The organism is Allobosea sp. 2KB_26, assembly GCF_052115715.1.
Taxonomy (GTDB): domain Bacteria; phylum Pseudomonadota; class Alphaproteobacteria; order Rhizobiales; family Beijerinckiaceae; genus Allobosea.
The window spans coordinates 255,778-278,196 of the sequence record NZ_JBFRHE010000001.1 but is presented as its reverse complement, the minus strand read 5'-3'; the positions used below and the strand labels follow the sequence as shown (position 1 = coordinate 278,196).

Genomic DNA, 22,419 nt, shown 5'->3' with positions numbered 1-22,419 from the left:
GCGCTATCCTTTGGCCTGTAACGCCATGGGATGGCCGAGAATACGACGTCTGTTCGCAGGGAAGGGCAGGTCGAGAGACTGCGGGACGGCCTGCGTCAGCTCTATCACGGCCGCTCGCCCGGGGCTGTGCGCTTTCAGCTTGCGACGGCGGTCGTCGATCTGCTGATCATCGCGTTCTTCATCGCGACACCGCTGATCCGCGAACGCCCGCTCTTCTACTGGCTCGATTACTCGGTCGCAGTGATCATGGTCATCGAGATCGGCGCACGGATGCTGGCCTCCTCGAACATTCCGCGCCTGCTGCGCCAGCCGAGCATGCTGCTCGATCTCTTCATCCTGGCAACGCTGCTCGCGCCGCAATGGCTGGAGAATTTCGGCTTCCTGCGCATCCTGCGGCTGTGGTCGTTGTCACAGCGTGGGCTGATCTGGGAGCGGCTGCGCGCTGCGGGCTATCCCGAGTGGGAAAGCGCAGCGCGGGCGATGGTCAATATCGTGACCTTCCTGTTCGTGGTGACAGGCTTCATCTACACCTTCTTCTTTCGCGAGACGGCGGGCTTCGCGGGCTATGTCGACGCTTTCTATTTCACGGTCGCGACCGTGACGACGACCGGCTTCGGCGACATCACCTTGCCCGGCACCGCCGGCAAGCTGACCTCGATCGTGGTGATGATCGTCGGAATCTCGCTGTTCGTGCGCCTGGCGCAAGCGATCTTCCGGCCCAACAAGGTCACCTTTCCCTGCCCGCAATGCGCGCTGCAGCGGCACGAGCCGGACGCCGTGCATTGCAAGGCCTGCGGGCATGTCCTGAAGATCCCGGATCACAACGACTGATCAGGAAATCTCGACGCCCTTCCAGAAGGCGATGCGGTCCTTGATCTCAGCGGCAGCGGCCTTCGGCTCGGCGTAGTACCAAGCGGCGTCCCTGTTCTCAGCGCCGGCAACGACAATCGAATGATAGTTGGCCGTGCCCTTCCACGGACAGATCGACGTCGTCTCGCTTGGTTTGAAGAATTCAGAGCGGATCGCGCTGCGTGGAAAATAGTGGTTGCCTTCGACCACGACCGTGTTGTCGGATTCCGCCAGAACGGCGCCGTTCCAGGTTGCCTTGACCATCTCGCTCCTTTCGACCGCCGCTGACCGCCGAAGACGGGGCTGCGTCGGGCCCAGTGACAGGGGCAGGTCTGCGCCGGCTCTGCCGCTCTCAGTGGCGCGTTTCGAGCTCGCGCTCGTCGTGCAGATCCTCGACTGTGATCGTCGTCTTCTTCGGCATGCCGATGATGCGTCCGATCGTAGCCGGTAGCGGCATGCGACAATGCGCCGCTTTCATCAGGGCGAGATTGGCTAGGATATCGGGCGGAAACGGCGAGACCTTGCGGGTCGCCATGTCGACATGCAGCGAGAGGTTTTCACTCGTCGCCGCGAGCCAGCCTTCGCTCGCATGCCGCATTTCGAGATAGTAGTGCAGGCGCTTTTCGTCGAAGGCGATCAGTTGTGCGGTGACCCGCACGAGATCGTCCTCGGTCAATTCGCGCTTGTAGAGGATATGGCATTCGGCCGCGAAATAGGACGCGTTGCGCGTGTCGACATAGTCCTGGTTCAGGCCGACGAGCGAGAAGACCTCGTCGACAGCCCGATCGAACAGCACGTGATAATAGGCCATGTTGAGATGGCCATTATAGTCGATCCATGGCGTTTCGACCCGCATTGCGGACGATACGAAGGGGGAGAAGAACAGCGCCGGAGCGCGGATCTCGTCTTTCATGGCCGCCTCCCGCAAAGTTGTTGCGTGCGGCGGAACGGAACTCCACTGACACGCTGCCATCGTCTTGAAGACGCCGCCGGACGAGCTTTGCCCTGCCTGATGCACCGCCTCCCATGCGCCCGGCGATCTTGTCGCCGGCGGCGACACGCAGGACAAACACGCCTGCTATCGCTACGGTCTGCCTCGTCCGATTCAACCGCTGAAGCCGACCAGTTCCAAGTTAAGCGCCAAGCCCGGAAAAAGACAATGAGCCTTTTTGCAACTGCTTCTCATGCCGCCTCTGCCGCAACCCTGCCGCCGTCGCCGGCTGCGATCGAGGCAGTGACGCGGGCGCTCGCCGCCCGATTCGGCAACCGGCTGGTGACGAGCCAGGCGGTACGGGAGCAGCATGGCCACACACTGACCTGGATTCCGAACCAGCCGCCGGATGCGGTCGTCTATCCGCAAAGCACCGAAGAGGTGTCGGAGATCGTGAAGCTCTGTGCGAGCCACGGTGTCCCCGTGATCGCATTCGGCACGGGCACCTCGCTCGAAGGCCATGTCAACGCGCCTTTCGGTGGCGTCTGCGTCGATCTCAGCCAGATGAAGCGCATCATTGCCGTTCATGCCGAGGATCTTGATTGCGTCGTCGAAGCCGGCGTGACCCGCAAGGAACTCAACGAGCATCTGCGCGACCAGGGGTTGTTTTTCCCGATCGATCCTGGCGCGGATGCGTCCATCGGCGGCATGGCGGCGACACGCGCCTCGGGCACGAATGCGGTGCGCTACGGCACGATGAAGGACAATGTCCTTTCCCTGACCGCGGTGATGGCCGACGGCTCGGTCGTGAAGACATCCAGCCGCGCGCGGAAGACTTCCGCCGGCTATGATCTCACCCGTTTGCTCGTCGGCTCGGAGGGCACGCTCGGCATCATCACGGAGGTCACGCTCAAGCTGCACGGTATCCCGGAGGCGATTTCGGCGGGCGTCTGCCCGTTCCCTTCAGTGAAGGCAGCCTGCGACGCGACCATCGTGACGATCCAGTCCGGTCTGCCGGTCGCGCGCATCGAACTGCTCGATGATGTGATGATCCGCGGCGTGAATCTGCATTCCAAGCTCGGCTTGCCGGAGACGACGATGCTCTTCGTCGAGTTCCACGGCACGGAAGCGGGCGTGAAAGAGCAGGCGGAGCGCTTCGGCGAGATTGCTGCCGACTTCGGCGGTGGACCGTTCGACTGGGCGACCAAGGCCGAGGACCGGACCAAGCTCTGGCAGGCTCGCCACGACGCCTACTGGGCTGCCCGCGCGTTGCGGCCGGGCGTTGAATCGGTTGCGACCGATGTCTGCGTACCGATCTCTCAGCTTGCTGAATGCGTCGAGGAAACCAAGCGCGACATCGAGGCCAGCGGTTTGATCGCCCCGATCGCCGGACATGTCGGAGACGGCAATTTCCATACCCAGCCACTCGTCGATCTCGCCGATGAGGACGAGATGGAGCGCTGCCGCGGTTTCATCGACCGGCTGGTGAAGCGCGCACTCGCCATGGGAGGCACGTGCACAGGCGAGCATGGCGTCGGCCAGAAGAAGATCAAGTATCTCGAGATCGAGCACGGCCCGGCGACACTGGATGTGATGCGCCTGCTCAAGCGCTCGCTCGACCCGCAAAATATCCTCAATCCTGGCAAAATCCTGGTCTTGTGACATCCAGGCAGCTTGCGCGGCGGTATCGGGAACTGGAATGTCGTGATCTCGCCGCGAGTTGGCGGCAAGATCGCATAACCGCCGACAAGAGGGATGATCCAAAGAGGTGCGTGAGACCCTGACCGTCCTGGCCGGTCTCCTCGTGCTGGCATTGCTGGCCGCGTTGATCGGACCGGGCTTTGTCGATTGGCGACTGTATCGACCGCAGATCGAGGAGCGCCTCAGCGCTACGCTCGGCGCGGAAACGCGCGTTGCCGGCGGCATCGGCCTGAGGTTGCTGCCGTCGCCGCGGCTGACCCTGACCGATGTCCGCCTAGGCGATCAGGGCGGACAGGCGAGCCACGCGACGATCGAGCATCTCACCGTCGAGCTGGCGCTGACCGCGCTTGCACGTGGCGAGTTCCGTTTCTCCGACGCTGATGTCGAAGGCGCGACGCTCTCGCTTGTCGTCAATGATGCAGGCGCGGTGCTGCTGCCGCATCCGATTGGTGCAGGCCTGCCGGTGCAGACCAGCCTCGACCATTTCAGCATCCGCCGCTCGGCCCTGATCTGGCGGGAGGCGGGCAAGGAACCCGTCACAGTGTCGCCGATCGCTGCGGAACTCACCGCGGTCAGCCTTGCCGGCCCATGGCGCATGGAGGGCGAGGTCGGCGGCTCGTCGTTACGCCTCGCGACCGGAACGATAGAGCCCGATGGTCGTCTGCGCGCCAAGGCCACCGTGACGGGCGAAGAGGGGCAGCTCAGCTTTGACGGCGCCTTCCTGCTGCCGACGGAGAAGGGCGGCGTCACACCAGGACTGGACGGTTTGTTCACGGCTGCGCCGGGTGGAGCAGTCAGCCTCTCGGGGCGGGTGAGCGGCGGCAGCCACCTGCTCGACCTGAGCGGGCTGACGGTCGATCTTGCCGGCGGCGTCGCCCGGCTGGAGGGCGAGGGACAGTTCCTGCCGATGCGAAGCACAGGCTCGATTGCCTTGCGGTCGCGGCGCGTGGATGGCGACGCGCTGGCCACGGCTCTTGGCGAACGGGCTGGCTTTGCGCGCGCCTTGCGCGGGCTTCCCGGCGCGCTCGATCTCAGCCTCGATCTCGATCAACTCGCGTGGCGCGGCGAGGATTTCTCGGCTGTCGCCGTGCGTGGGCGGCTGAACGAAGTCGGGTTGGCCAATGCATCGGCCTCGCTGCGCGTCGCAGGCGCCCTGGTCGGTGCAACGGGCGCGATCGACGCCGCAGGATTTCGTGGCAAGCTCAACCTCAAGGCGGATGACGCGCGCCGCGTCGGGCTGGCGCTGGCGCGGGCCGGGCTCGATCCAGCCCTCTCAGACCTGATCGCAGATCTGAGGCGGATCGATGCGGAAGCGGTCGGCGATTGGGGCTCCGAACAACTGCGCTTCGAGCGACTGACCGTCGCTGGAGCTTCCGGCGTCAGGCTGGACGGGGCCGGAGAGATTGCGGCGGATCGGCTGGCCGCAAAGCTTGCGGTGCAGGGGCTCGATCTCAATACCCTGCCAGCAAGCGGGAGTTTTGCCGGGTTGATCGGGGCGCGCGACCTGGCGCTCGACCTGTCTCTGAGCGGAGCCCGTTTTCGCAATGCACCACCCGGTACCGCCCAGCTCGCTCTCGCGCGCGAAGGCAGCAACTGGCGGCTCAGCCGGCTTGCCGTCGACGGGTTTGGCGGAGTTTCAGTCAACGGCGCCGGTGCGTTGCTGCCGGAAGGGGGCGAAATCACCGGTCGCATTCGTGCACCACGCTTTGAAGCGCTTGCAGCCCTTGCCGGGCCACTTCTGCCGGAGGCGCTCCGCCAATCGCTCGGGCGCGCCGGGGACGGGCTCTCACAGCTGGATGCCAGCTATCGCCTGACGCGCACGGTCGCCGGCGACACGGCCCTGCTGCTGGAGGGCGGCGCGCAAGCCGGAACGCTGACCCTGAATGCTCGGTTGGACCGGAGCGGGACATGGACCGGAGCCAATCTGCGCTTTGATCTTGCGGATCGTCGACAGTTCTTCGCCGCTCTTGGCCTGCCGGCACCGATGCAGGGCGGATCGGGCCGCCTCGTTCTCGACCGTCAGCAAGCTCGCCTCAGCGGATCGCTGGCAGGGCCAGGACTGTCTATCGTGGTCGACGGCGAGGCAGGCGCGGATGCGCCACGCCTCTCCGTGCAGGCGGATCGTCCCGGCCAGATCCTGCCGGAGGGGATCGCGCGCGCCTTGCCCGATGCCGTGCTGGACGCGCATGGCATGGTTCGTTTCGACGCCGACCAGATCGCGCTTGATGGTCTCGTCGCCAATCTTGGCGGAAACAGTGCGCGCGGGACGCTGACCTTGCCGAGGGAGGGGCCAGTCTCCGGCAAGCTTTCGCTGCCCCGCGCCGATTTGCGGAGTGTGATCGGCTCGTCCCTGGGAACAGCGGCAGCGGCTCCGGGCAGCAACTGGTCGGCCGCCCGTTTCGGCACGGCGTTGGGCCTAGGCGAGATCAGCCTGTCGGTCGAAGCCAAAACCCTGTGGGTCAGTGACGATATCGCCCTGAACGATGCGGCTTTCGCCCTGCATGCCAACCCTGGCGAAATCCAGATCGAGGCGCTCTCGGGAAGCTATGCCGGTGGCAAGGTCACCGGGCGGCTAACGGCACGGCGTGAAGGTGGGCTTGCGCAGCTCTCCGGCCGGATCGCCCTGTCGCAGCTCGATCTCGCCATGCTCACCGGCAATGCCCTTGCCGGGAAGCTGTCGGGCCAAGTGGAGGGCGGCGGTTCCGGAGAGAGCCCGGCGCGATTGGTTGCCGGGCTAGGGGGCGCGGGGACCTTCACCATAGCAGGCGCGAGCCTCACCCGGTTCGATCCCGGCGGCTATGCCCGCGTCATCGCTGGGACCGGAGAGGATGCATCCGAAAGCGAAACCGGCCGTTTGCAGAGTCGGCTGGCGGATGCGCTCGACCGAGGCTCATGGCCTCTGGGCGATGTCACGCTGCCCTTCACGCTGGCCGGTGGCCTCGTGCGGCTCGCACCATTGACGATCGAGCGCGGGGATCTCCAGGCCGAGGCCAGCGGAGTGATCGACCTCAGGGCGCTGACGGCTGATCTGCGGTTGGGACTGCGCCCACTCGGCCCAATGCCCAAGGGCTGGTCGATGGCGGCGCCCACACTTGGCGTGGCGTGGCGCGGGCCGCTATCGGGACTGCGGCGCGAGACCGATGTCGGCGCTTTCGCGAATGCCGTGGCGGCGCGAGCGCTGGCGCGTGAGATGGAGCGGGTCGAAGCCTTCGAGGCGGATGCACGTGAGCGCGCCATGCATGCGCGCCGCCTGCGCGCCGAGCGCGAGATGCGTGAGAACGATCGCAAGCTCGCGGACTTCCTGAAGGCGGAAGAGGAGCGCCGCGTTGCCGAGGAGAAGCGCGCGGAAGAAGAGCGTCGCGCCGCGGAAGCGCGCGCCCAGGACGAGGCAAGGCGCGCTCTCGAGGCGCAGCGTCTCGAGGAGCAGCGCCGGGCCGAAGAGATCAGGCGGGCGGAGGATGCGCGGCGCCGAGCGGAGGCTGAGGCGCGTGCCGCGGCGACGCGAGCAGCCCAACCTCAATTGCAAGGTGGTCCACTGATCCTGCCCGGCGCACCGCGCGAGAATTTTCCGGAGCAGACTTTGCGACCGGTGACACCGGCTCCCTCGCTCGGCCCGCCGCTGCAGATAGAGCCCGTGCCGCGTCCGCTCTCGCGGAGCCCGTAGCCAGGCCGATACAAAAGCTTCACACCGTGTTTCAGGTGCCTTCCGGTTTGAAGCAGCGTGCCTGTGCAGAGCCTTGCAACTGAACGGAGCTGGCTCCGGCGGCGAGGCGATGCAGGTCAGCCTCGTCCCGCCAGGCGCTGGTAATGCGCCAGCACGTGCAGGCGCAGCGCGGAGGAGAGGTTGGCCTCGCCGCGGCGGGAATCCACATCAGCGACGAGTGCAGCAAGCGTGCGGCGCTCCTGTCCTGCAATCTCCTTCAGTGCCGCCCAGAACGGTTCCTCGAGAGACACACTGGTGCGGTGCCCGGCAATGGCGAGAGAATGTTTGCGCTCGCGGCTCACCGCGGAATCTCGCCCTTGTCGTCGGGCGGGGGTGCAAGCTTGTGGCCATCGAGTTCGCGGGCAGCCTTCTCGCGCCGCGCTTCAGCCAGGCTGCGCTCGGCCTTGCTCCGTCCGAAGTCGATTCGGTTCTGATCGGCCTTGGCTTCGGCCGCTACGCGTTGGCGCTGTTTGCGGGCGCGCCGGAGATTGATGATCTCTGCCATACCGCCCGCCTTGTTCAGGACGGGCCGAGCATGCGCTCGGGCCGCACCGTGCTGTCGAACAACTCGGCATCGACACCGGCCCTCAGAGCTTCCTCGCGCAGGGTCGTGCCGTTGTGATGGGCGGCCTTGGCGATGTTGGCAGCCTTGTCGTAGCCGATGGCCGGGGCCAGTGCCGTGACCAGCATCAGCGAGCGGGACAGCAATTCGGCGAGGCGATCCTCGTTGGCGACGATCCCTTCGATGCAGTGCACGCGGAAGCTGTCGGCGGCATCGGCAAGCAGCCTGACCGATTGCAGGAAGGCGGCGGCGATCACCGGCTTGAAGACGTTCAGTTCGAAATGGCCCTGGCTCGCGGCGAAGCCGATTGTCGCCTGGTTGCCGTGAACCTGCGTCGCCACCATGGTCAAGGCTTCGGCCTGGGTCGGATTGACCTTGCCGGGCATGATCGAGGAACCGGGCTCGTTCTCGGGCAGGCTGATCTCGCCGAGACCCGAGCGTGGGCCCGAGCCCATCAGGCGAATGTCATTGGCGATCTTGAACAGATCCATGGCGAGCGCGGCGAGCGCGCCGTGGGCGGCGGTCAGCGCGCCATGGCTCGCCAACGCCTCGAACGCATTGGCGGCGGGGCGGAAGGGCAGGCCGGTGAGCCCCGCCATTTCCTTGGCGAAGAAGGCGGCGAAGTCGCGATGCGTGTTGAGGCCGGTGCCCACCGCCGTGCCGCCCTGGGCCAGCGCATGCAGCCCGCCGAGTGAGGCTTCGATCCGCCCGATGCCGAGATGGATCTGCGTGGCGTAGCCCGAGAATTCCTGGCCGAGCGTGACGGGTGTCGCGTCCTGGAGATGCGTCCGGCCGATCTTGATCAGCGACGCGAAGCGCTGCGCCTTGTCCTGCAGCGCCTGTTCGAGCTTGCGCAGGGACGGAAGCAGCAGGCGCGAAATCTCGAGCGCCGCGGCAATATGCATCGCGGTCGGGAAGGAGTCATTCGACGACTGGCCGCGGTTGACCTGATCGTTGGGGTGAACCGGGCTCTTCGCGCCGAGGCCGGCGCCGAGGATCTCGTTGGCGCGGTTGGAGAGGACCTCGTTGACGTTCATGTTGGTCTGGGTGCCGGAGCCGGTCTGCCAGACGACAAGCGGGAAATGGTCGTCGAAGCGGCCACCCAATGCTTCATCCGCTGCCTGGCCAATGGCGCCGGCAACACGCTGGTCGATCAACCCCAGCCGGGCATTGACGTGGGCGGCGGCCTTCTTGACCAGCACGAGAGCATGGATCAGCGGCAGCGGCATACGTTCGCTCGGTCCGCCAATGCGGAAATTCTCAAGCGAGCGCTGGGTCTGGGCACCCCAGTAGCGATCTGCGGGAACGGCGATGGGGCCGAAGGAGTCAGTCTCTGTGCGGGTGTCCGGCATAGGCTCTGATCAGGTCTTCTTGCGGAAGGAATCGAGACTGACGACCTGCGCGCCGCCGCTCTCGTCACCATCGGCGCCGGCGTCGGCCTTCGCCGGGTCCGCTTCGTCGTCGGTGGCTGCCTTGTTCTTGGCAGTGGCACTTGCAGATTGTGGCTTTACCGGAAGGGCAAGCGGTGTCGGGGCGGCCACGCTGGGCTCGGACCCGGCTCCGCGTGGCGCCTTTACGGCTCCCACGGTCTGATCGTTCGTGGAGGCTTCTTCAGGAGCGTCCTGGGTTTCGAACTTCAGGCCGAACTGAACCGAGGGATCGAAGAAGGTGGTGATCGAATCGAAAGGCACCAGCAGCCTTTCGGGCACGCCGGAGAACGAGAGACCGACCTCGAAGGCGTGGTCGCTGACGTTGAGGTCCCAGAACTGATGCTGGAGCACGACCGTCATCTCGTCGGGGTGCTTTTCGCGCAGGCGCTGCGACAGGCGCACGCCCGGGGCCGTCGTGCGGAACGTGATGTAGAAATGATGCTCGCCCGGCAGGCCGTCGCGGCTCGCCTCGGCCAGGATCTTCCGTACGACACCCTTCAGCGCGTCCTGCACCATGAGATCGTAGCGAAGAATATCCTGTACCATCGTGTCGACTATCCGTGTCCGCTTCCGAGCAAGGCAGAAAGTCGCCGGCCCTCGCATAAAAAAGTGGAGGCTTCTGTTGCCAGGCGCCTCCGAGCCCCGCCTTACGCGGCTAAACGCAAGGACTTTGGTTTGGGAACCAGCACCGCTTACGCGGCGACAGCAACCCGAGCATTGTTGTCGTTGGCAACTATGCAATGGCCCGATAACGGCGGAACCATGCCGAGCAAAAGAACGACCTTTACACCCTCGTCGATCCTATTTCGCCCCCGCCGGAACCCGTCTCGCGAATCGCGTACGGGCTCTGGTGGAGGCGCCGGGTACCGCCCCCGGGTCCGAAAGGCTTATTTCGACGTTCGTTTATCGCCATAGCCGCTCTTGCGAGTGGCAAACTGAATATAGGCACTCGGAGCGCGCGGGGAAAGAGAGCATCGTCACTCCATCCGAAGCAATTTCGCCGGCTCTCATCGAGGCGGGATATCGAGATTGGGCTCATCCCGGATGATCCTGAGGATCCTGCCGTCGCTGACGCTGACATCGATCGCGATCTCGGCACCGTTGCTGTCGACACCGCCGAGCTCCCAACGACCGCCATGGCGCTCGATATCCTCGATCCAGACCATGCCGTGATCGATAGCGATCTCGCGGGCTTCGGTAATCGAGATCTCGCGGGTGTTCGGCGCGGGGGGCGGCATGGTGTTGGCTGCCCCGACAGGGAAGGAGAGCAGGATGGCGACCGGCAGGAACCACACTGCGCTGCGAATCGACATTTTGGTTCTCCTTAGCCTGAGCAGAAGCAGGGAGCGGTTCAATCATGGCTTTGTTTCGGCTGGTCTGAGGCGCTTCCTTGCGGCTTATCGCATTGCCGTGAGCGCATGCGCTGCTCGCAATGCGATGGCTCTGGACGATGCGATTCCGTCTCTTGGGAATGGCACGCGAATCCGGCTAGAAGCGTCGTCATGCGCCAGTATCACGAGCTATTGCAACGCGTCCTGAGCGAGGGGGTCCGCAAGGACGACCGTACCGGCACCGGCACGCTTGCCGTGTTCGGCCATCAGATGCGTTTTGACCTCGCGCAGGGGTTTCCCCTGGTCACGACCAAGAAGCTGCATCTGAAATCGATCATTCACGAGCTGATCTGGTTCCTGCGCGGCGACACCAATGTGCGCTATCTGCAAGAGAACGGCGTCACCATCTGGGATGAGTGGGCAGATGCCAATGGCGACCTCGGCCCCGTCTATGGACGGCAATGGCGCTCCTGGCCGGCGCCAGACGGCAGCACCATCGATCAGATCGCTTGGCTGGTGAGCGAAATCCGGCGAAACCCCGATTCGCGACGGCTGATCGTCTCAGCTTGGAATCCGGCGGATATCCCGAAGATGGCGCTGGCGCCGTGCCATTGCCTGTTCCAGTTTTTCGTGGCCGACGGCAAGCTCTCCTGCCAGCTCTATCAGCGCTCGGCCGACGTCTTCCTCGGCGTGCCGTTCAATGTCGCGAGCTACGCGCTGCTGACCCACATGGTCGCCCAGGTGACAGGGCTTGGCGTCGGTGAGTTCGTGCACTCCTTCGGCGATACGCATCTCTATGTGAATCACCTCGATCAGGCCCGGCTACAGCTCAGCCGGGAGCCGCGCGCGCTGCCACGGCTGACGCTCAATCCGGACGTGGCGCGGCTCGAGGATTTCCGTTTCGAGGATGTGACGATCGAAGCCTACGATCCCCATCCCGGTATCAAGGCGCCGATCGCAATATGACCCTTTCCATCCGTCCCGCCCGCCCCACCGAGGCCGGTCTCGTCCTGACCTTCATCAGGGAGCTCGCCGAATACGAAGAGCTTCTGCACGAGGTCGCGGCCAGCGAAGAGCAACTCGCGCAGGCGCTGTTCGGGTCCGATCCCAAAGTCGCCTGCGATATCGCAGAATGGGACGGAGCGCCTGCGGGGTTCGCCGTCTGGTTCTACACCTATTCGACCTTTTCGGGCCGCCATGGCATCTGGCTCGAGGATCTCTATGTCCGGCCTGAATTCCGCAGCAAGGGCATCGGCAAGGCCTTGATCGCGGGGCTGGCGAAGCGCTGCCTCGACGAGGGGCTGCCGCGCCTCGCCTGGTGGGTGCTGAACTGGAACGAGCCCTCGCGCGTGTTCTACCGCTCGCTCGGCGCCAATGCGCAATCGGAGTGGACGGTCAAACGCCTGGACGGCGAGGCGCTGCGGCGGCTGGGAGAGAGCGCATGAGCGCTCCGGGGGGCCTTCCGATCGTCGTCATCGCGGCTGTGGCCGACAATGGCGTGATCGGCGACGATAATCGGCTGATCTGGCGGCTGAAGACGGACCTCAGGCATTTTCGTGGCCTGACGCTCGGGCGGCCGGTGCTGATGGGGCGCAAGACCTTTCTCTCGATCGGAAGGCCGTTGCCGGGGCGCGAGACGATCGTCCTGACCCGCGATCCCGCTTTTCATGCCGATGGCGTTCATGTCGCGCATGGCCTCGACGAGGCGATCGAGGCCGGCCAGCGGCTCGGCCTCGCGATGGGCGCGGATTCCGTCACTGTTGCGGGGGGCGCAGAGATCTACGCCCAGGCCTTGCCGCTGGCCGATCGGGTTGAACTGACCCAGGTCCATGCGGAGCCCGAAGGCGATGCCCTTTTTCCGGTCTGGGACAGGGCTGCGTTCGAGCGCGTGAAGCAGGAGAACCACCCTCGCAGTGCCGATGACGAGCATGCTTTCACCTTCGCGACCTTTCGCCGCCGGGCCTGAACGCGGTTTCCGTTGACGATGAAGGGCTTGCGTCGTTGACGAATCCGTGTCCGATGACCAAGTCACGGACACGCGTTCCCTAAGGGCGCTGACAAACAGCCGCCGTTCGCCTATGGCACGTGTGGTACAGATGTGAGGAACGGCACGAGTATGCCTTGGAGCAACCAGAGCGGCGGTAGCGGTGGCGGCGGGGGAGGACCCTGGGGCCAGCGCGGAGGTGGTGGTGGCGGCGGCGGCCCGTGGGGGCAGGGCCCCGGAGGCAGTGGCGGCGGTTCGCCACCGGATCTGGAAGAAATTTTGCGCCGCAGTCAGGATCGGTTGAAGGATCTGCTGCCGGGCGGCAACCTCGGCGGACGTGGCCTGGCTCTCGGTATCCTGGCCCTGATCGTGATCTGGCTGATGACGGGCTGGTATATCGTCAGGCCCAATGAGGTTGGTCTCAACCTCCGATTCGGAAAATACATCGGCAAGACCGGCGAAGGCCTGAACTACAACTGGCCCTATCCGATCGGTAGCGTGATCAAGCCGCAGGTCACCAATGTGATCACGACCGAAGTTGGTTTCCGCACCATCGAATCGGTGCGCACTTCGCGCCAGACCGATGTCGGCGAAGAGAGCCTGATGCTGACCGGCGACGAGAACATCGTCGATATCGACGTGATCGTGCAGTGGCAGATCGATCCTGCCGCGCCGGAAAACTATGTCTTCAACATCCAGGATCCGCCGGGCACGGTGAAAGCCGTGGCCGAGAGCGCGATGCGCGAGGTGATCGGCCAGCGCAACATCCAGCCCGTGCTGACGACGGATCGTGCGGCCATCGAGACCGAGGTGCGCCAGCTGATGCAGGAGACGCTCGACAGCTACAAGGCTGGCGTGCAGATTCGCCTCGTCCAGCTGCAGAAGGTCGATCCGCCGCAGCAGGTCATTGACGCGTTCCGGGACGTCCAGGCAGCGCGCTCCGACCAGGAACGGCTGCGCAACGAAGCGCAAACCTATGCCAATCGCGTTGTGCCGGAATCGCGTGGTCGCGCAGCGCAACTGGTCCAGTCGGCGGAAGCCTTCAAGGAGCAGACCGTCGCGGAAGCCCGAGGCCAGGCCAGCCGCTTCAATGCTGTCTATCTGCAGTACAAGGCGGCACCGGCCGTGACCCGCGAGCGTCTCTTCCTCGAGACGATGGAGCGTGTGCTCGGTGGCACCGACAAGATCATCCTCGACCAGAGGGGTAACGGGCAAAGTGTCGTGCCTTACCTGCCGCTGAACGAACTCCAGCAACGGCGCGCTGCGCCGGGTGCGCCGCAGGCGGGAGCGACCCGATGAACGGTTCCATCCTGCGCATTGGTGCGCTCGTCGTCCTCGCCGTGGCCGCGATCGTCTTCTATGCCGCGACCTTCGTGGTCCAGCAGACCCAGTCGGCCATCGTGTTGCGCTTCGGCGCGGTCCGCAGCGTCGTCACCGCTCCGGGCATCTATCTGAAGCTGCCGGCGCCCTTCGAGCAGGTGACGCTGCTCGACAACCGCATCCTCGATCTCGACCTTCCCGCCCAGGAAATCATCGCGTCGGATCAGAAGCGGCTCGTCGTCGACGCCTTTACGCGCTACCGGATCTCCGATCCGCTGCGCTTCTACCAGGCGGTGAACAACATCCCGCGGGCCAATTCGCAGCTTGCCTCGATCGTCAATGGTCAGGTTCGCGCGGTCCTCGCCGATGCCAGCTTCATCTCGGTGGTCCGGACCGACCGGTCGCGGCTGATGAGCCGCATCCGCGACGACGTGAACCGCGAGGCGGCCCGCTTCGGCATGACGGTCGTCGATGTCCGCCTGCGTCGGGTCGATTTGCCGCAAGCGAACTCGCAGGCAGTGTTCCAGCGCATGCAGACCGAGCGTCAGCGCGAAGCTGCCGAGGCGCGTGCGCTTGGCGCCCAGCAGGCGCAGGAGATCAGGGCCCGCGCCGAGCGTGACGCGACCGTGATCGTCGCCGAAGCCCAGCGTCGTTCGGATGAGATCCGAGGCGAGGGCGAAGGCGAGCGGAACAAGGTGTTCGCCGAGGCTTTCGGCAAGGATCCCGAGTTCTTCACCTTCTATCGCTCGATGCAGGCCTATGAGGCGAGCATCAAGCCGGGGGACACGCGGATGCTGCTTTCGCCGGATTCACCGTTCTTCCGCTACTTCAACGACCCTACCGGACGCCCCCAGAGCTCGGCTGCAACGCCGGCCCCGGCGGCCAATCCCTGATCGATAGCGAGCGTCGCGTATGCTGGATTTCATCGCGGCGCTCGGCCTCGTCTTCGCCATCGAAGGCATCCTGTTCGCCGCGATTCCAAATCTGGCGAAGGATGCGTTGCGCAGCGCGGCGGAGACGCCAGCAGAGCGGATGCGGCTGATCGGTATCGGTTCAGCCGTGTTCGGGGTGCTGCTCGTCTGGCTGGTGCGCGTTGGGGTGTAGGAGCGGCGATCGGAATGCCGGGTGACGCGATTGTGTGTCGCCCTTCCGCCGCAATTTGAGGTTCAATCTCTAGGCCAACATCCTGGCCGCATGATCGGCCTGCTTCTTCACGAGGACCCTGATTGATGGCACTGAAAACCGTTTCCGCTTCCGGGCTCGCGCGGGCCGCGCTCGTGGCCGGCGTCGCAGCGCTGCCGCTGCTGGCCGCCCCCGCGGTGGCCCAGCCGCCGATGGCAGCGTCGCCACTGGTCCAGGGGCAGATTTCGCTCGCCGACCTGGCCGAGCGGGTGATGCCGGCGGTGGTCAACATCTCGGCCGTCACGACGAGCGACACGCGCAGCCGCACCCTGCCGCAACTGCCGCAGCTCGGCCCCGATACGCCCTTTGGCGATCTGTTCGAGGAGTTCTTCAACCGCCGCGGTCAGGGCCAGCAGGGCCAGGGCCAGCCGCCGCAGCAGCGACGGTCACAATCGGCCGGTTCGGGCTTCGTGATCGATCCTTCCGGCATCATCGTCACCAACAACCACGTCATCGGCGACGCCAACGAGATCACGGTGATCTTCAACAGTGGCCTGCGCCTGAAGGCGGAGATCATCGGCAAGGACACCAAGGTCGATCTCGCGGTGCTGCGCGTGAAGCACGACAAGCCGCTCGACGCCGTCAAATTCGGCGATTCCGACAAAATGCGGATCGGCGATCCCGTCATGGCGATCGGCAATCCGTTTGGCCTCGGCAGTTCCGTGTCGTCGGGCATCGTTTCGGCCCGCAACCGCGATATCCAGCAGGGCCCCTACGACACCTATATCCAGACCGATGCGGCCATCAACAAGGGCAATTCCGGTGGCCCGCTGTTCAACATGGCCGGTGAGGTCATTGGCATCAACACTGCGATCCTGTCGCCGACGGGCGGCTCCGTCGGCATCGGCTTTGCGGTTCCCTCGTCGCTGGCGGTCAATGTCGTCGATCAGCTCCGTGAGTTCGGCGAGACCCGCCGCGGCTGGCTCGGCGTCCGCATCCAGAGCGTCGACGACGCCACGGCCGAGGCACTCGGTCTCGGCACCGCGCGCGGCGCGCTCGTCGCCGGCATCGATGACAAGGGCCCGGCCAAGCCGGCAGGTCTTGAGGTTGGCGACGTCATCGTCAAATTCGACGGCAAGGAAGTGAAGGATTCGCGCGATCTGCCGCGGATTGTCGCCGGTACGGCGGTCGGCAAGGATGCGCCGATCACTGTGGTCCGCAAGGGCAAGGAAGTCGTCAAGACGGTCAAGCTCGGCCGCCTCGAGGATGGTGAGAAGGTCCAGCAGGCCTCTGCCAAGCCGAATGCCGAACCGGCCAAGCCCGCCGTGACCACGGCCTTGGGTCTGGAACTCTCGCAGCAGACGGACGAGCTCAGGAAGCGCTACTCGATCAAGGATGGCACCAAGGGCGTGGTGATCACCAAGGTCGATCCCAACTCCAATGCCGCCGACAAGCGCATCTCGATCGGCGAACTGATCGTCGAGGTTGGCCAGGAGGCGGTGAACTCGCCTGAGGACGTGACCAAGCGCCTGGATGCGCTGAAGAAGGAGGGCAAGAAGTCGGCTCTGCTTCTGGTCGCGAACGGGCAGGGCGAGGTCCGGTTCGTCGCAGTCACAATGAACTGACCAACCCGGTCTTCGACATGAAAAGGGCGGCCCTCGTGGCCGCCCTTTTCATGTCTGCGGATTGCGATCAGGCCGATGAGCAATTTGCATTGGTTACGCCCTGTCCGGTGTGCGATCAGGACGACGAGCAGCGGAGTGGCTATGCGATGCGGATGAGCGAGATTCCTTTCGGAACGGTTGACTGGAATTCAGTGGAACCGGAACGCCATCCCGGCGAGGAGGGCGAGGCGATCTGGCGCACGCGCTTCTTCGGGCCCTCGGAGAATGCGATCAGGGTGCGCATGGTCGAGTACACCGCGGGCTACGTCTCGGACCACTGGTGCTCGAAGGGGCATGTCCTGCTCTGCCTCGAAGGTGAGCTGGAAACATTGCTGGAGGACGGGCGCGCCTTCACGCTCCGGCCTGGCATGAGCTATCAGGTCGCCGATCAGGCGGAAGCGCATCGCTCGCGGGCGCCCAGGGGCGCGAAGCTGTTCATCGTCGATTAGTGCTTGACGATCTCGTCGCCGCGATAGCCCTGCGCGTAGAGCAGAGCCGTCAGGTCCGCGTGGTCGAGCCGGGCATCCGCCGCGGCCGCAACCGCCGGTTTCGCCCTGAAGGCAATGCCAAGCCCGGCCTCGCCGAGCATCGCGAGATCGTTGGCGCCGTCGCCGACGGCCAAGGTTGCTGCCCGTGAAAGGCTGCGCTGCTCGCGCAGTTCGACGAGCGAGTCCAGCTTGGCCTGCTTGCCGAGGATGGGGGCTTCGACTTCGCCGGTCAGGACGCCGTTTGCGACGAGGAGCGTATTGGAACGATCCTCGTCGAAGCCGATGGTGGCGCCGAGCGGGCCCGTGAACACGGTGAAGCCACCCGAGACCAGCGCAGTATAGGCCCCGTTGGCGCGCATGGTGCGTACCAGCTGCCGGCCTCCGGGAGTCAGCGTGATACGCTCGCGGATGATTTCGTCCACGACCGATGCCGGGACGCCCTTCAGCAGCGCCACACGCTCGCGCAGTGCCGGCTCGAAAGCAATCTCGCCACGCATGGCGCGTTCGGTGATGCTTGCGACCTTGTCCTTGAGCCCGACATAGGCTGCAAGTTCGTCGATGCATTCCTGACCGATCATGGTCGAATCCATGTCGGCGAGGAACAGCGCCTTGCGGCGCGTCGCAGCCGGCTGGACGATGACATCGACCGCGCTTCCGTCGAGCGCTGCACGAATCTCGGCTTCGAGCTTGCGTACGTCCGGCCCATCCGCGAAGAGGTCTGCTGCGACCTCGCCATCGAGGCGGGCTTGCCGGGTTACGCCGGATACGGCATTGGCGAGACGCGTCAGCAGGGCGTCGCTCAGCAGCGCCTGGCCGTGAGCGGAAACAAGTGTCGCGACGAGCATGAGAAGGACCGATTGAGCGTGGCGTACAGGGCGGTGCTCATCGCAGGTCCGACGGCGAGCGGCAAGTCCGCGCTGGCGATCGAGATCGCGCGCCGCTTTGGCGGGACCGTCGTCAATGCGGATTCGATGCAGGTCTATGCCGATCTGCGGATCATCACCGCGCGGCCGACGATCGACGATGAGGCGATGGTTCCTCACCGTCTCTATGGCCATGTCGACGGCGCCGTGAACCATTCGGCGATGCGCTATGTCGCCGATGTCAACGCGATCCTCGACGAGCTCGCGGGCAACGGGTCGCTTCCCGTGCTGGTCGGCGGGACGGGGCTCTACTTCAAGGCGCTGACCGAGGGCCTTTCGGAAATCCCGCCGGTGCCCGAAGAGGTTCGCTCGGCCTTTCGTGCCCATGCCGAGGCGCGCGAGACGGCTGCGCTTCATAGCGAACTTCAAAGCTGCGATCCCGTCATGGCCGGGCGGCTGCGGCCGAGCGACCGCATGCGGATCATGAGAGCGCTGGAAGTCTTTGCGGCGACCGGACGGTCGCTGGCGAGTTTTCAGGGCGCACGAAAGCCGGGTCCGCTGGACGGGGGCGCGCTGCTCCGGCTCTTCGTTGCTCCCGAACGCGACCTGGTGCGCGCTCGCATCGATCGACGCTTCGAGCAGATGATGGGGCAGGGCGCCCTTGACGAGGTTGCGGCGCTACGGGCGCGCGGGCTCGATCCCCTCCTGCCGGTCATGCGCGCGCATGGCGTGCCCGGCCTGATCTCCTATCTCGACGGGACGCTCAGCCTCGATGAAGCCATTGCGAGGGGGCAGGCCGACACGCGCGCCTATGCGAAGCGGCAGGTCACATGGTTCCGTCACCAGATGGCAGGCTGGTCCGCGGTAGCGCCTGAGGCGGCTCTCGGCTTTGCGCTGCGCGAGCTGGAGACTCCGGCCTGAGATCAGGCGGCCTCGGCGACGTCTGTCCCGGCGAAGCGGATGCAGTCACGGCCTTCATGCTTGGCGCGGTATAGGGCGCTGTCGGCGCGCGCAAAGAACTCCGCGAAGCTCTCCGCACCCTCGCGGGTCGCGACCCCGAGGCTCGCGGTCACACGCAGGGACATCGTCTCGGAGGTCGGCAGCTCGCGCATCGCCAGCGCATCCTGGATTCGATGGGCGATGCGCATGGCGGCGGCGGAGCCCGTGCGCGGCAGGAAGACGGCGAACTCCTCGCCGCCGAAACGCCCCACCAGATCGCGCTCGGGCCTGACCAGGCCAAGCAGGACATCGGCGAAGGCTCTAATCACCGCATCGCCCGCGACATGGCCATGGGTGTCGTTGACGCTCTTGAAGTGGTCGATGTCGACGATGATCAGGGACGCATCGTCACCATCGGTTTCGCAGGCGAGGATTTCGAGATTGGCCTTCTCGATAAAGGAGCGCCGGTTCAGGAGTGCGGTCAGCGGATCTGTCTCGGCAAGGCGGCGCAGTTCCTGCTCGCGTTCCTCGCGTTGGCCGATTTCATGTGACAGCGCACGCCGGGTTGCGCGCTCCCGGCCGATCTCGAGCGCCAGCGTCGCGGCACGGCTCTGCAGCGTCAGGTTGGCGATCATCAGCTCGGAGATGTCGGTGAGCGTGATCACCAGCCCATCGCCGAGCGGAGCCAGCGCGAGCTGGAGCCAGATCTCACGGCCATTCACGGTAAAGCTGGATTCGAATATGTCATTGCGGCGCAGCTCGATGGCATAGAGGCAGCGGCGCCAGATCATGGCGTCAGAGAGGAAGGGCAGGCTCGTGCGGGCGTCCGTATCGAGCAGGTTCTCGTCGGGATGACCGGCCATCAGAGCGGCTCGTCGATTGGCGGTGATGATGATCGTGCGCTCGATGTTGCCGTCATCGTCGCGCACGGCCCGCAATGCGACAATGCCGCTGGGCGAGGTTTCCAGAACCGTGGTCAGCAGTTCCTCTCGGAATTGCAGCGGCCGACTGAAGACGACAAGGAAGCGGTCACCATTGGCGCCGGTGGTCGGCAGGACCAGTCTCTCCCAGAGGCAGACCCGGACGGTCTTGAGCGAGCGATGCACCGTGTAGGTTGGCTTGCCGTGCATCAGGGCCTGATCATAGCACTGGATCGTGAACCGGGCGACCTGAGGGGTCATCTGCGAGATCCGTTCGCCCTGCCTGCTGCCGCCGACATAGCGTGTGATTTCGCGGCCGTAATGCTCATAGCGATAGTCGCCGTCTCCGGTCGGGACACAGACCATGAGATCGTCGCCGAAGCGGGGCATGAGGTCCTGGAGCAGCGCCTCGTAAGGCACGCCGCCTGCGCCAGGGGCATGCAGGGCAAAGCGCTGCAGAAGTTCGGCCACTTCCGGCGCATGGGCGCGTTCGACAATATTCTCGGTGTGCACTTCCTGATACATGGCGGCCCCGTTTCGCGCGCAAGGACCTTAGCAAGGCCGTTCTTGAAAAAGTGTTCCCTTTCGTCATGGGATTTTCGGAACTGACGGCCATGAGCTTTTGCGGCTTGACCATGCCAAATCGGTCGTCTAGCGTGCCGCAACTATTGCAAAGGGTGTCGGGCGCAATGCGCAAGCTTATTCTCGTACGGGTGCGCTGGTAGGGGGCGGTTGAACAAACCGCTTGGCCCCTGACGCCAGCGCACGCCCAGGCCCCTCCGAGGGCCTTTTTTATTGCCCATTTTCCCTGAACTGAACCGAAGACCCCCGAGGAGAACGACATGAGCGAGATGATGACCGGCGCGGAAATGGTCGTCCGCGCGCTTCAGGATCAAGGCGTCGAACATCTGTTCGGCTACCCCGGCGGCGCCGTGCTGCCGATCTATGACGCGCTCTTCCTCCAGGACAAGGTGAAGCACATTCTGGTCCGGCACGAGCAGGGTGCCGTCCATTCAGCGGAGGGCTATGCACGCTCGTCGGGCAAGGTTGGTTGTGTCCTGGTGACCTCCGGTCCCGGTGCGACCAACGCCGTCACCGGGCTGACTGACGCATTGCTCGACTCGATCCCGGTTGTCGTCATCACCGGGCAGGTTCCGACGCATCTGATCGGCTCCGACGCCTTCCAGGAATGCGATACGGTCGGCATCACGCGATCCTGCACCAAGCATAATTATCTCGTGAAGAGCATCGCGGATCTGCCGCGCATCCTGCACGAGGCGTTCTATGTCGCGGCCAATGGTCGTCCGGGGCCGGTCGTCGTCGACATCCCGAAAGATATTCAGTTCGCAAAGGGCGAGTACACCCGTCCGCGCGACAACCAGCACAAGACCTATCGTCCGACCGTCAAGGGTGACCTCAACAAGATCAAGGCGGCGGTCGAGCTGATGGCCAAGGCCAAACGGCCGGTCTTCTACACCGGTGGCGGTGTCATCAATTCGGGCACGCACGCTTCCGCGCTGCTGCGCGAATTGGCGCGGCTGACCGGCTATCCCGTCACCTCGACGCTGATGGGTCTGGGCGCTTTCCCCGCAGCCGACAAGCAATGGCTTGGCATGCTGGGCATGCACGGCACCTATGAGGCCAATCTGGCGATGCATGACTGCGACGTCATGATCAATATCGGCGCGCGCTTCGACGACCGCATCACCGGCCGGCTCGACGCCTTTTCGCCGCGCTCGAAGAAGATCCATGTCGATATCGACCCGTCCTCGATCAACAAGAACGTCAAGATCGATATCGGCATCGTGGGCGATTGCGCACATGTGCTCGAGGACATGGTTCGCATCTGGCGTGAGACCAGCCCGCAGGTCGATAAGGAGGCCTTGAAAGGCTGGTGGGGGCAGATCGACGGTTGGCGCGCGCGCGACAGCCTTGGCTACAAGCAGTCCGGCGCTGTCATCAAGCCGCAATACGCGATCGAGCGGCTCTATGAACTGACCAAGGACCGCGACACCTACATCACCACTGAGGTCGGCCAGCACCAGATGTGGGCAGCACAGTATTTCCACTTCCAGGAGCCGAACCGCTGGATGACCTCCGGCGGACTTGGAACCATGGGCTACGGCCTGCCGGCGGCGATCGGCGTGCAGATGGCCCATCCGAAGTCCCTCGTCGTCGACATCGCCGGCGAAGCCTCGATCCTGATGAATATGCAGGAGATGTCGACGGCAGTGCAGCACCGGCTGCCGGTCAAGATCTTCATCCTGAACAACGAATACATGGGTATGGTCCGGCAGTGGCAGGAACTGCTGCATGGCGGGCGCTATTCTGAGAGCTATTCAGCTTCCTTGCCCGATTTCGTGAAGCTCGCCGAAGCCTATGGCGGCCATGGCATCCGCTGCTCGGATCCGGAGCAGCTCGATGACGCGATCCGCGAGATGATCGATACGCCAAAGCCGGTGATCTTCGACTGCCTCGTGGCGAAGGAAGAGAACTGCTTCCCGATGATCCCGTCGGGCAAGGCTCATAACGAGATGATCCTGCCCGACTTCGAGGGAAATACGGGCGATATCATCGACGCCAAGGGCAAGCAGCTTGTCTGACGTTCAGCG

General features: G+C 64.8%; 22 protein-coding genes and 1 other RNA gene. 13 read left to right on the top strand and 10 right to left on the bottom strand.

Annotated features, from left to right (window positions below; all coding sequences use genetic code 11):
* Nucleotides 1–30 precede the first annotated feature (30 nt).
* Nucleotides 31–831 (top strand): potassium channel family protein, encoded by an 801-nt coding sequence (locus tag AB4099_RS01405; RefSeq protein WP_113513720.1) that lies wholly within the window; start codon nt 31–33, stop codon nt 829–831.
* Here the strand turns inward: AB4099_RS01405 and AB4099_RS01400 are convergent, their stop codons facing one another.
* Nucleotides 832–1,113, bottom strand: coding sequence for a DUF427 domain-containing protein (locus tag AB4099_RS01400; RefSeq protein WP_441476772.1), 282 nt, complete (start codon nt 1,111–1,113; stop codon nt 832–834).
* A gap of 88 nt (nt 1,114–1,201) precedes the next feature.
* Nucleotides 1,202–1,762, bottom strand: a complete 561-nt coding sequence (locus AB4099_RS01395; protein WP_043233321.1) for a thioesterase family protein — start codon at nt 1,760–1,762, stop codon at nt 1,202–1,204.
* A 246-nt stretch (nt 1,763–2,008) separates the two neighbouring features.
* Between AB4099_RS01395 and AB4099_RS01390 the strand changes: the two genes are divergently transcribed.
* Together AB4099_RS01390 and AB4099_RS01385 are read left to right on the top strand one after the other, a co-directional pair.
* Complete coding sequence (locus AB4099_RS01390; RefSeq protein ID WP_113513714.1) at nt 2,009–3,442, top strand: FAD-binding oxidoreductase; 1,434 nt, start codon at nt 2,009–2,011, stop codon at nt 3,440–3,442.
* Between the two features lie 106 nt (nt 3,443–3,548).
* Nucleotides 3,549–7,145 (top strand): AsmA family protein, encoded by a 3,597-nt coding sequence (locus AB4099_RS01385; protein ID WP_441476771.1) that lies wholly within the window; start codon nt 3,549–3,551, stop codon nt 7,143–7,145.
* Nucleotides 7,146–7,261: 116 nt separating this feature from the next.
* Here the strand turns inward: AB4099_RS01385 and AB4099_RS01380 are convergent, their stop codons facing one another.
* From AB4099_RS01380 to AB4099_RS01355, 6 genes are all read right to left on the bottom strand, one after another.
* The gene (locus AB4099_RS01380; protein ID WP_069879848.1) at nt 7,262–7,486 is read right to left on the bottom strand and encodes a ribbon-helix-helix domain-containing protein; all 225 of its coding nucleotides are present in this window, start codon (nt 7,484–7,486) and stop codon (nt 7,262–7,264) included.
* The gene (locus AB4099_RS01375) at nt 7,483–7,689 is read right to left on the bottom strand and encodes a DUF4169 family protein (protein WP_441476770.1); all 207 of its coding nucleotides are present in this window, start codon (nt 7,687–7,689) and stop codon (nt 7,483–7,485) included. Before AB4099_RS01375 ends, AB4099_RS01380 begins: the two co-directional genes overlap by 4 nt.
* Before the next feature lie 14 nt (nt 7,690–7,703).
* Nucleotides 7,704–9,098: a class II fumarate hydratase gene (gene fumC, locus AB4099_RS01370; RefSeq protein ID WP_441476769.1), complete on the bottom strand. Its 1,395-nt coding sequence runs from the start codon at nt 9,096–9,098 to the stop codon at nt 7,704–7,706.
* Between the two features lie 9 nt (nt 9,099–9,107).
* Complete coding sequence (locus AB4099_RS01365; RefSeq protein WP_441476768.1) at nt 9,108–9,722, bottom strand: SspB family protein; 615 nt, start codon at nt 9,720–9,722, stop codon at nt 9,108–9,110.
* 62 nt (nt 9,723–9,784) lie between these two features.
* Nucleotides 9,785–10,147: a transfer-messenger RNA gene (ssrA, locus tag AB4099_RS01360) on the bottom strand.
* A 36-nt stretch (nt 10,148–10,183) separates the two neighbouring features.
* The gene (locus AB4099_RS01355; RefSeq protein ID WP_441476767.1) at nt 10,184–10,489 is read right to left on the bottom strand and encodes a hypothetical protein; all 306 of its coding nucleotides are present in this window, start codon (nt 10,487–10,489) and stop codon (nt 10,184–10,186) included.
* 189 nt (nt 10,490–10,678) lie between these two features.
* Here AB4099_RS01355 and AB4099_RS01350 point away from each other — a divergent pair, with 189 nt between their 5' ends.
* From AB4099_RS01350 to AB4099_RS01315, 8 genes are all read left to right on the top strand, one after another.
* On the top strand, nt 10,679–11,473 hold the full coding sequence (locus tag AB4099_RS01350) for a thymidylate synthase (protein ID WP_441476766.1): 795 nt from the start codon (nt 10,679–10,681) through the stop codon (nt 11,471–11,473).
* A complete protein-coding gene (locus AB4099_RS01345; protein WP_441476765.1) occupies nt 11,470–11,952 on the top strand; it encodes a GNAT family N-acetyltransferase in 483 nt (160 codons plus the stop codon). Before AB4099_RS01350 ends, AB4099_RS01345 begins: the two co-directional genes overlap by 4 nt.
* On the top strand, nt 11,949–12,473 hold the full coding sequence (locus AB4099_RS01340) for a dihydrofolate reductase (RefSeq protein ID WP_441476764.1): 525 nt from the start codon (nt 11,949–11,951) through the stop codon (nt 12,471–12,473). Before AB4099_RS01345 ends, AB4099_RS01340 begins: the two co-directional genes overlap by 4 nt.
* Nucleotides 12,474–12,623: 150 nt before the next feature.
* Nucleotides 12,624–13,790: an FtsH protease activity modulator HflK gene (gene hflK / locus AB4099_RS01335; protein ID WP_441476763.1), complete on the top strand. Its 1,167-nt coding sequence runs from the start codon at nt 12,624–12,626 to the stop codon at nt 13,788–13,790.
* Entirely contained in the window at nt 13,787–14,704 is a 918-nt protein-coding gene (gene hflC, locus AB4099_RS01330) for a protease modulator HflC (RefSeq protein ID WP_113513693.1), read from the top strand. The genes hflK and hflC overlap by 4 nt, the downstream gene beginning before the upstream one ends.
* A gap of 19 nt (nt 14,705–14,723) precedes the next feature.
* The gene (locus AB4099_RS01325; protein ID WP_069879865.1) at nt 14,724–14,915 is read left to right on the top strand and encodes a DUF2065 domain-containing protein; all 192 of its coding nucleotides are present in this window, start codon (nt 14,724–14,726) and stop codon (nt 14,913–14,915) included.
* 125 nt (nt 14,916–15,040) lie between these two features.
* Nucleotides 15,041–16,558 carry a Do family serine endopeptidase gene (locus AB4099_RS01320; RefSeq protein ID WP_441476762.1) on the top strand — a complete coding sequence of 506 codons (1,518 nt, stop codon included), beginning with the start codon at nt 15,041–15,043 and terminating at the stop codon, nt 16,556–16,558.
* A gap of 152 nt (nt 16,559–16,710) precedes the next feature.
* Nucleotides 16,711–17,046: a DHCW motif cupin fold protein gene (locus AB4099_RS01315; RefSeq protein WP_441476761.1), complete on the top strand. Its 336-nt coding sequence runs from the start codon at nt 16,711–16,713 to the stop codon at nt 17,044–17,046.
* Here AB4099_RS01315 and serB read toward each other — a convergent pair.
* Nucleotides 17,043–17,930 (bottom strand): phosphoserine phosphatase SerB, encoded by an 888-nt coding sequence (gene serB, locus AB4099_RS01310; protein ID WP_441476760.1) that lies wholly within the window; start codon nt 17,928–17,930, stop codon nt 17,043–17,045. The two genes, AB4099_RS01315 and serB, sit on opposite strands and share 4 nt — an antisense overlap.
* Before the next feature lie 18 nt (nt 17,931–17,948).
* On the opposite strand from serB, the gene miaA reads away from it, so the two are divergent.
* Nucleotides 17,949–18,869, top strand: a complete 921-nt coding sequence (gene miaA / locus AB4099_RS01305) for a tRNA (adenosine(37)-N6)-dimethylallyltransferase MiaA (protein ID WP_441476759.1) — start codon at nt 17,949–17,951, stop codon at nt 18,867–18,869.
* Between the two features lie 2 nt (nt 18,870–18,871).
* Here the strand turns inward: miaA and AB4099_RS01300 are convergent, their stop codons facing one another.
* Complete coding sequence (locus tag AB4099_RS01300; protein WP_113513687.1) at nt 18,872–20,332, bottom strand: GGDEF domain-containing protein; 1,461 nt, start codon at nt 20,330–20,332, stop codon at nt 18,872–18,874.
* Nucleotides 20,333–20,649: 317 nt separating this feature from the next.
* Here AB4099_RS01300 and AB4099_RS01295 point away from each other — a divergent pair, with 317 nt between their 5' ends.
* Entirely contained in the window at nt 20,650–22,410 is a 1,761-nt protein-coding gene (locus AB4099_RS01295; protein ID WP_113513685.1) for an acetolactate synthase 3 large subunit, read from the top strand.
* The last annotated feature ends 9 nt before the right edge of the window (nt 22,411–22,419 follow it).

Excerpts from the sequence above, each read along its gene's own strand:
- AB4099_RS01320 (WP_441476762.1), top strand. The coding sequence starts at position 15,041 with ATGGCACTGAAAACCGTTTCCGCTTCCGGGCTCGCGCGGGCCGCGCTC.
- AB4099_RS01375 (WP_441476770.1), bottom strand. The coding sequence starts at position 7,689 with ATGGCAGAGATCATCAATCTCCGGCGCGCCCGCAAACAGCGCCAACGC.
- serB (WP_441476760.1), bottom strand. The coding sequence starts at position 17,930 with ATGCTCGTCGCGACACTTGTTTCCGCTCACGGCCAGGCGCTGCTGAGC.
- AB4099_RS01325 (WP_069879865.1), top strand. The coding sequence starts at position 14,724 with ATGCTGGATTTCATCGCGGCGCTCGGCCTCGTCTTCGCCATCGAAGGC.
- AB4099_RS01395 (WP_043233321.1), bottom strand. The coding sequence starts at position 1,762 with ATGAAAGACGAGATCCGCGCTCCGGCGCTGTTCTTCTCCCCCTTCGTA.
- AB4099_RS01300 (WP_113513687.1), bottom strand. The coding sequence starts at position 20,332 with ATGTATCAGGAAGTGCACACCGAGAATATTGTCGAACGCGCCCATGCG.
- AB4099_RS01400 (WP_441476772.1), bottom strand. The coding sequence starts at position 1,113 with ATGGTCAAGGCAACCTGGAACGGCGCCGTTCTGGCGGAATCCGACAAC.
- AB4099_RS01405 (WP_113513720.1), top strand. The coding sequence starts at position 31 with ATGGCCGAGAATACGACGTCTGTTCGCAGGGAAGGGCAGGTCGAGAGA.
- AB4099_RS01355 (WP_441476767.1), bottom strand. The coding sequence starts at position 10,489 with ATGTCGATTCGCAGCGCAGTGTGGTTCCTGCCGGTCGCCATCCTGCTC.
- AB4099_RS01365 (WP_441476768.1), bottom strand. The coding sequence starts at position 9,722 with ATGGTACAGGATATTCTTCGCTACGATCTCATGGTGCAGGACGCGCTG.
- hflC (WP_113513693.1), top strand. The coding sequence starts at position 13,787 with ATGAACGGTTCCATCCTGCGCATTGGTGCGCTCGTCGTCCTCGCCGTG.
- AB4099_RS01340 (WP_441476764.1), top strand. The coding sequence starts at position 11,949 with ATGAGCGCTCCGGGGGGCCTTCCGATCGTCGTCATCGCGGCTGTGGCC.
- AB4099_RS01295 (WP_113513685.1), top strand. The coding sequence starts at position 20,650 with ATGAGCGAGATGATGACCGGCGCGGAAATGGTCGTCCGCGCGCTTCAG.
- fumC (WP_441476769.1), bottom strand. The coding sequence starts at position 9,098 with ATGCCGGACACCCGCACAGAGACTGACTCCTTCGGCCCCATCGCCGTT.
- AB4099_RS01345 (WP_441476765.1), top strand. The coding sequence starts at position 11,470 with ATGACCCTTTCCATCCGTCCCGCCCGCCCCACCGAGGCCGGTCTCGTC.
- AB4099_RS01350 (WP_441476766.1), top strand. The coding sequence starts at position 10,679 with ATGCGCCAGTATCACGAGCTATTGCAACGCGTCCTGAGCGAGGGGGTC.
- AB4099_RS01390 (WP_113513714.1), top strand. The coding sequence starts at position 2,009 with ATGAGCCTTTTTGCAACTGCTTCTCATGCCGCCTCTGCCGCAACCCTG.
- hflK (WP_441476763.1), top strand. The coding sequence starts at position 12,624 with ATGCCTTGGAGCAACCAGAGCGGCGGTAGCGGTGGCGGCGGGGGAGGA.
- AB4099_RS01315 (WP_441476761.1), top strand. The coding sequence starts at position 16,711 with ATGAGCGAGATTCCTTTCGGAACGGTTGACTGGAATTCAGTGGAACCG.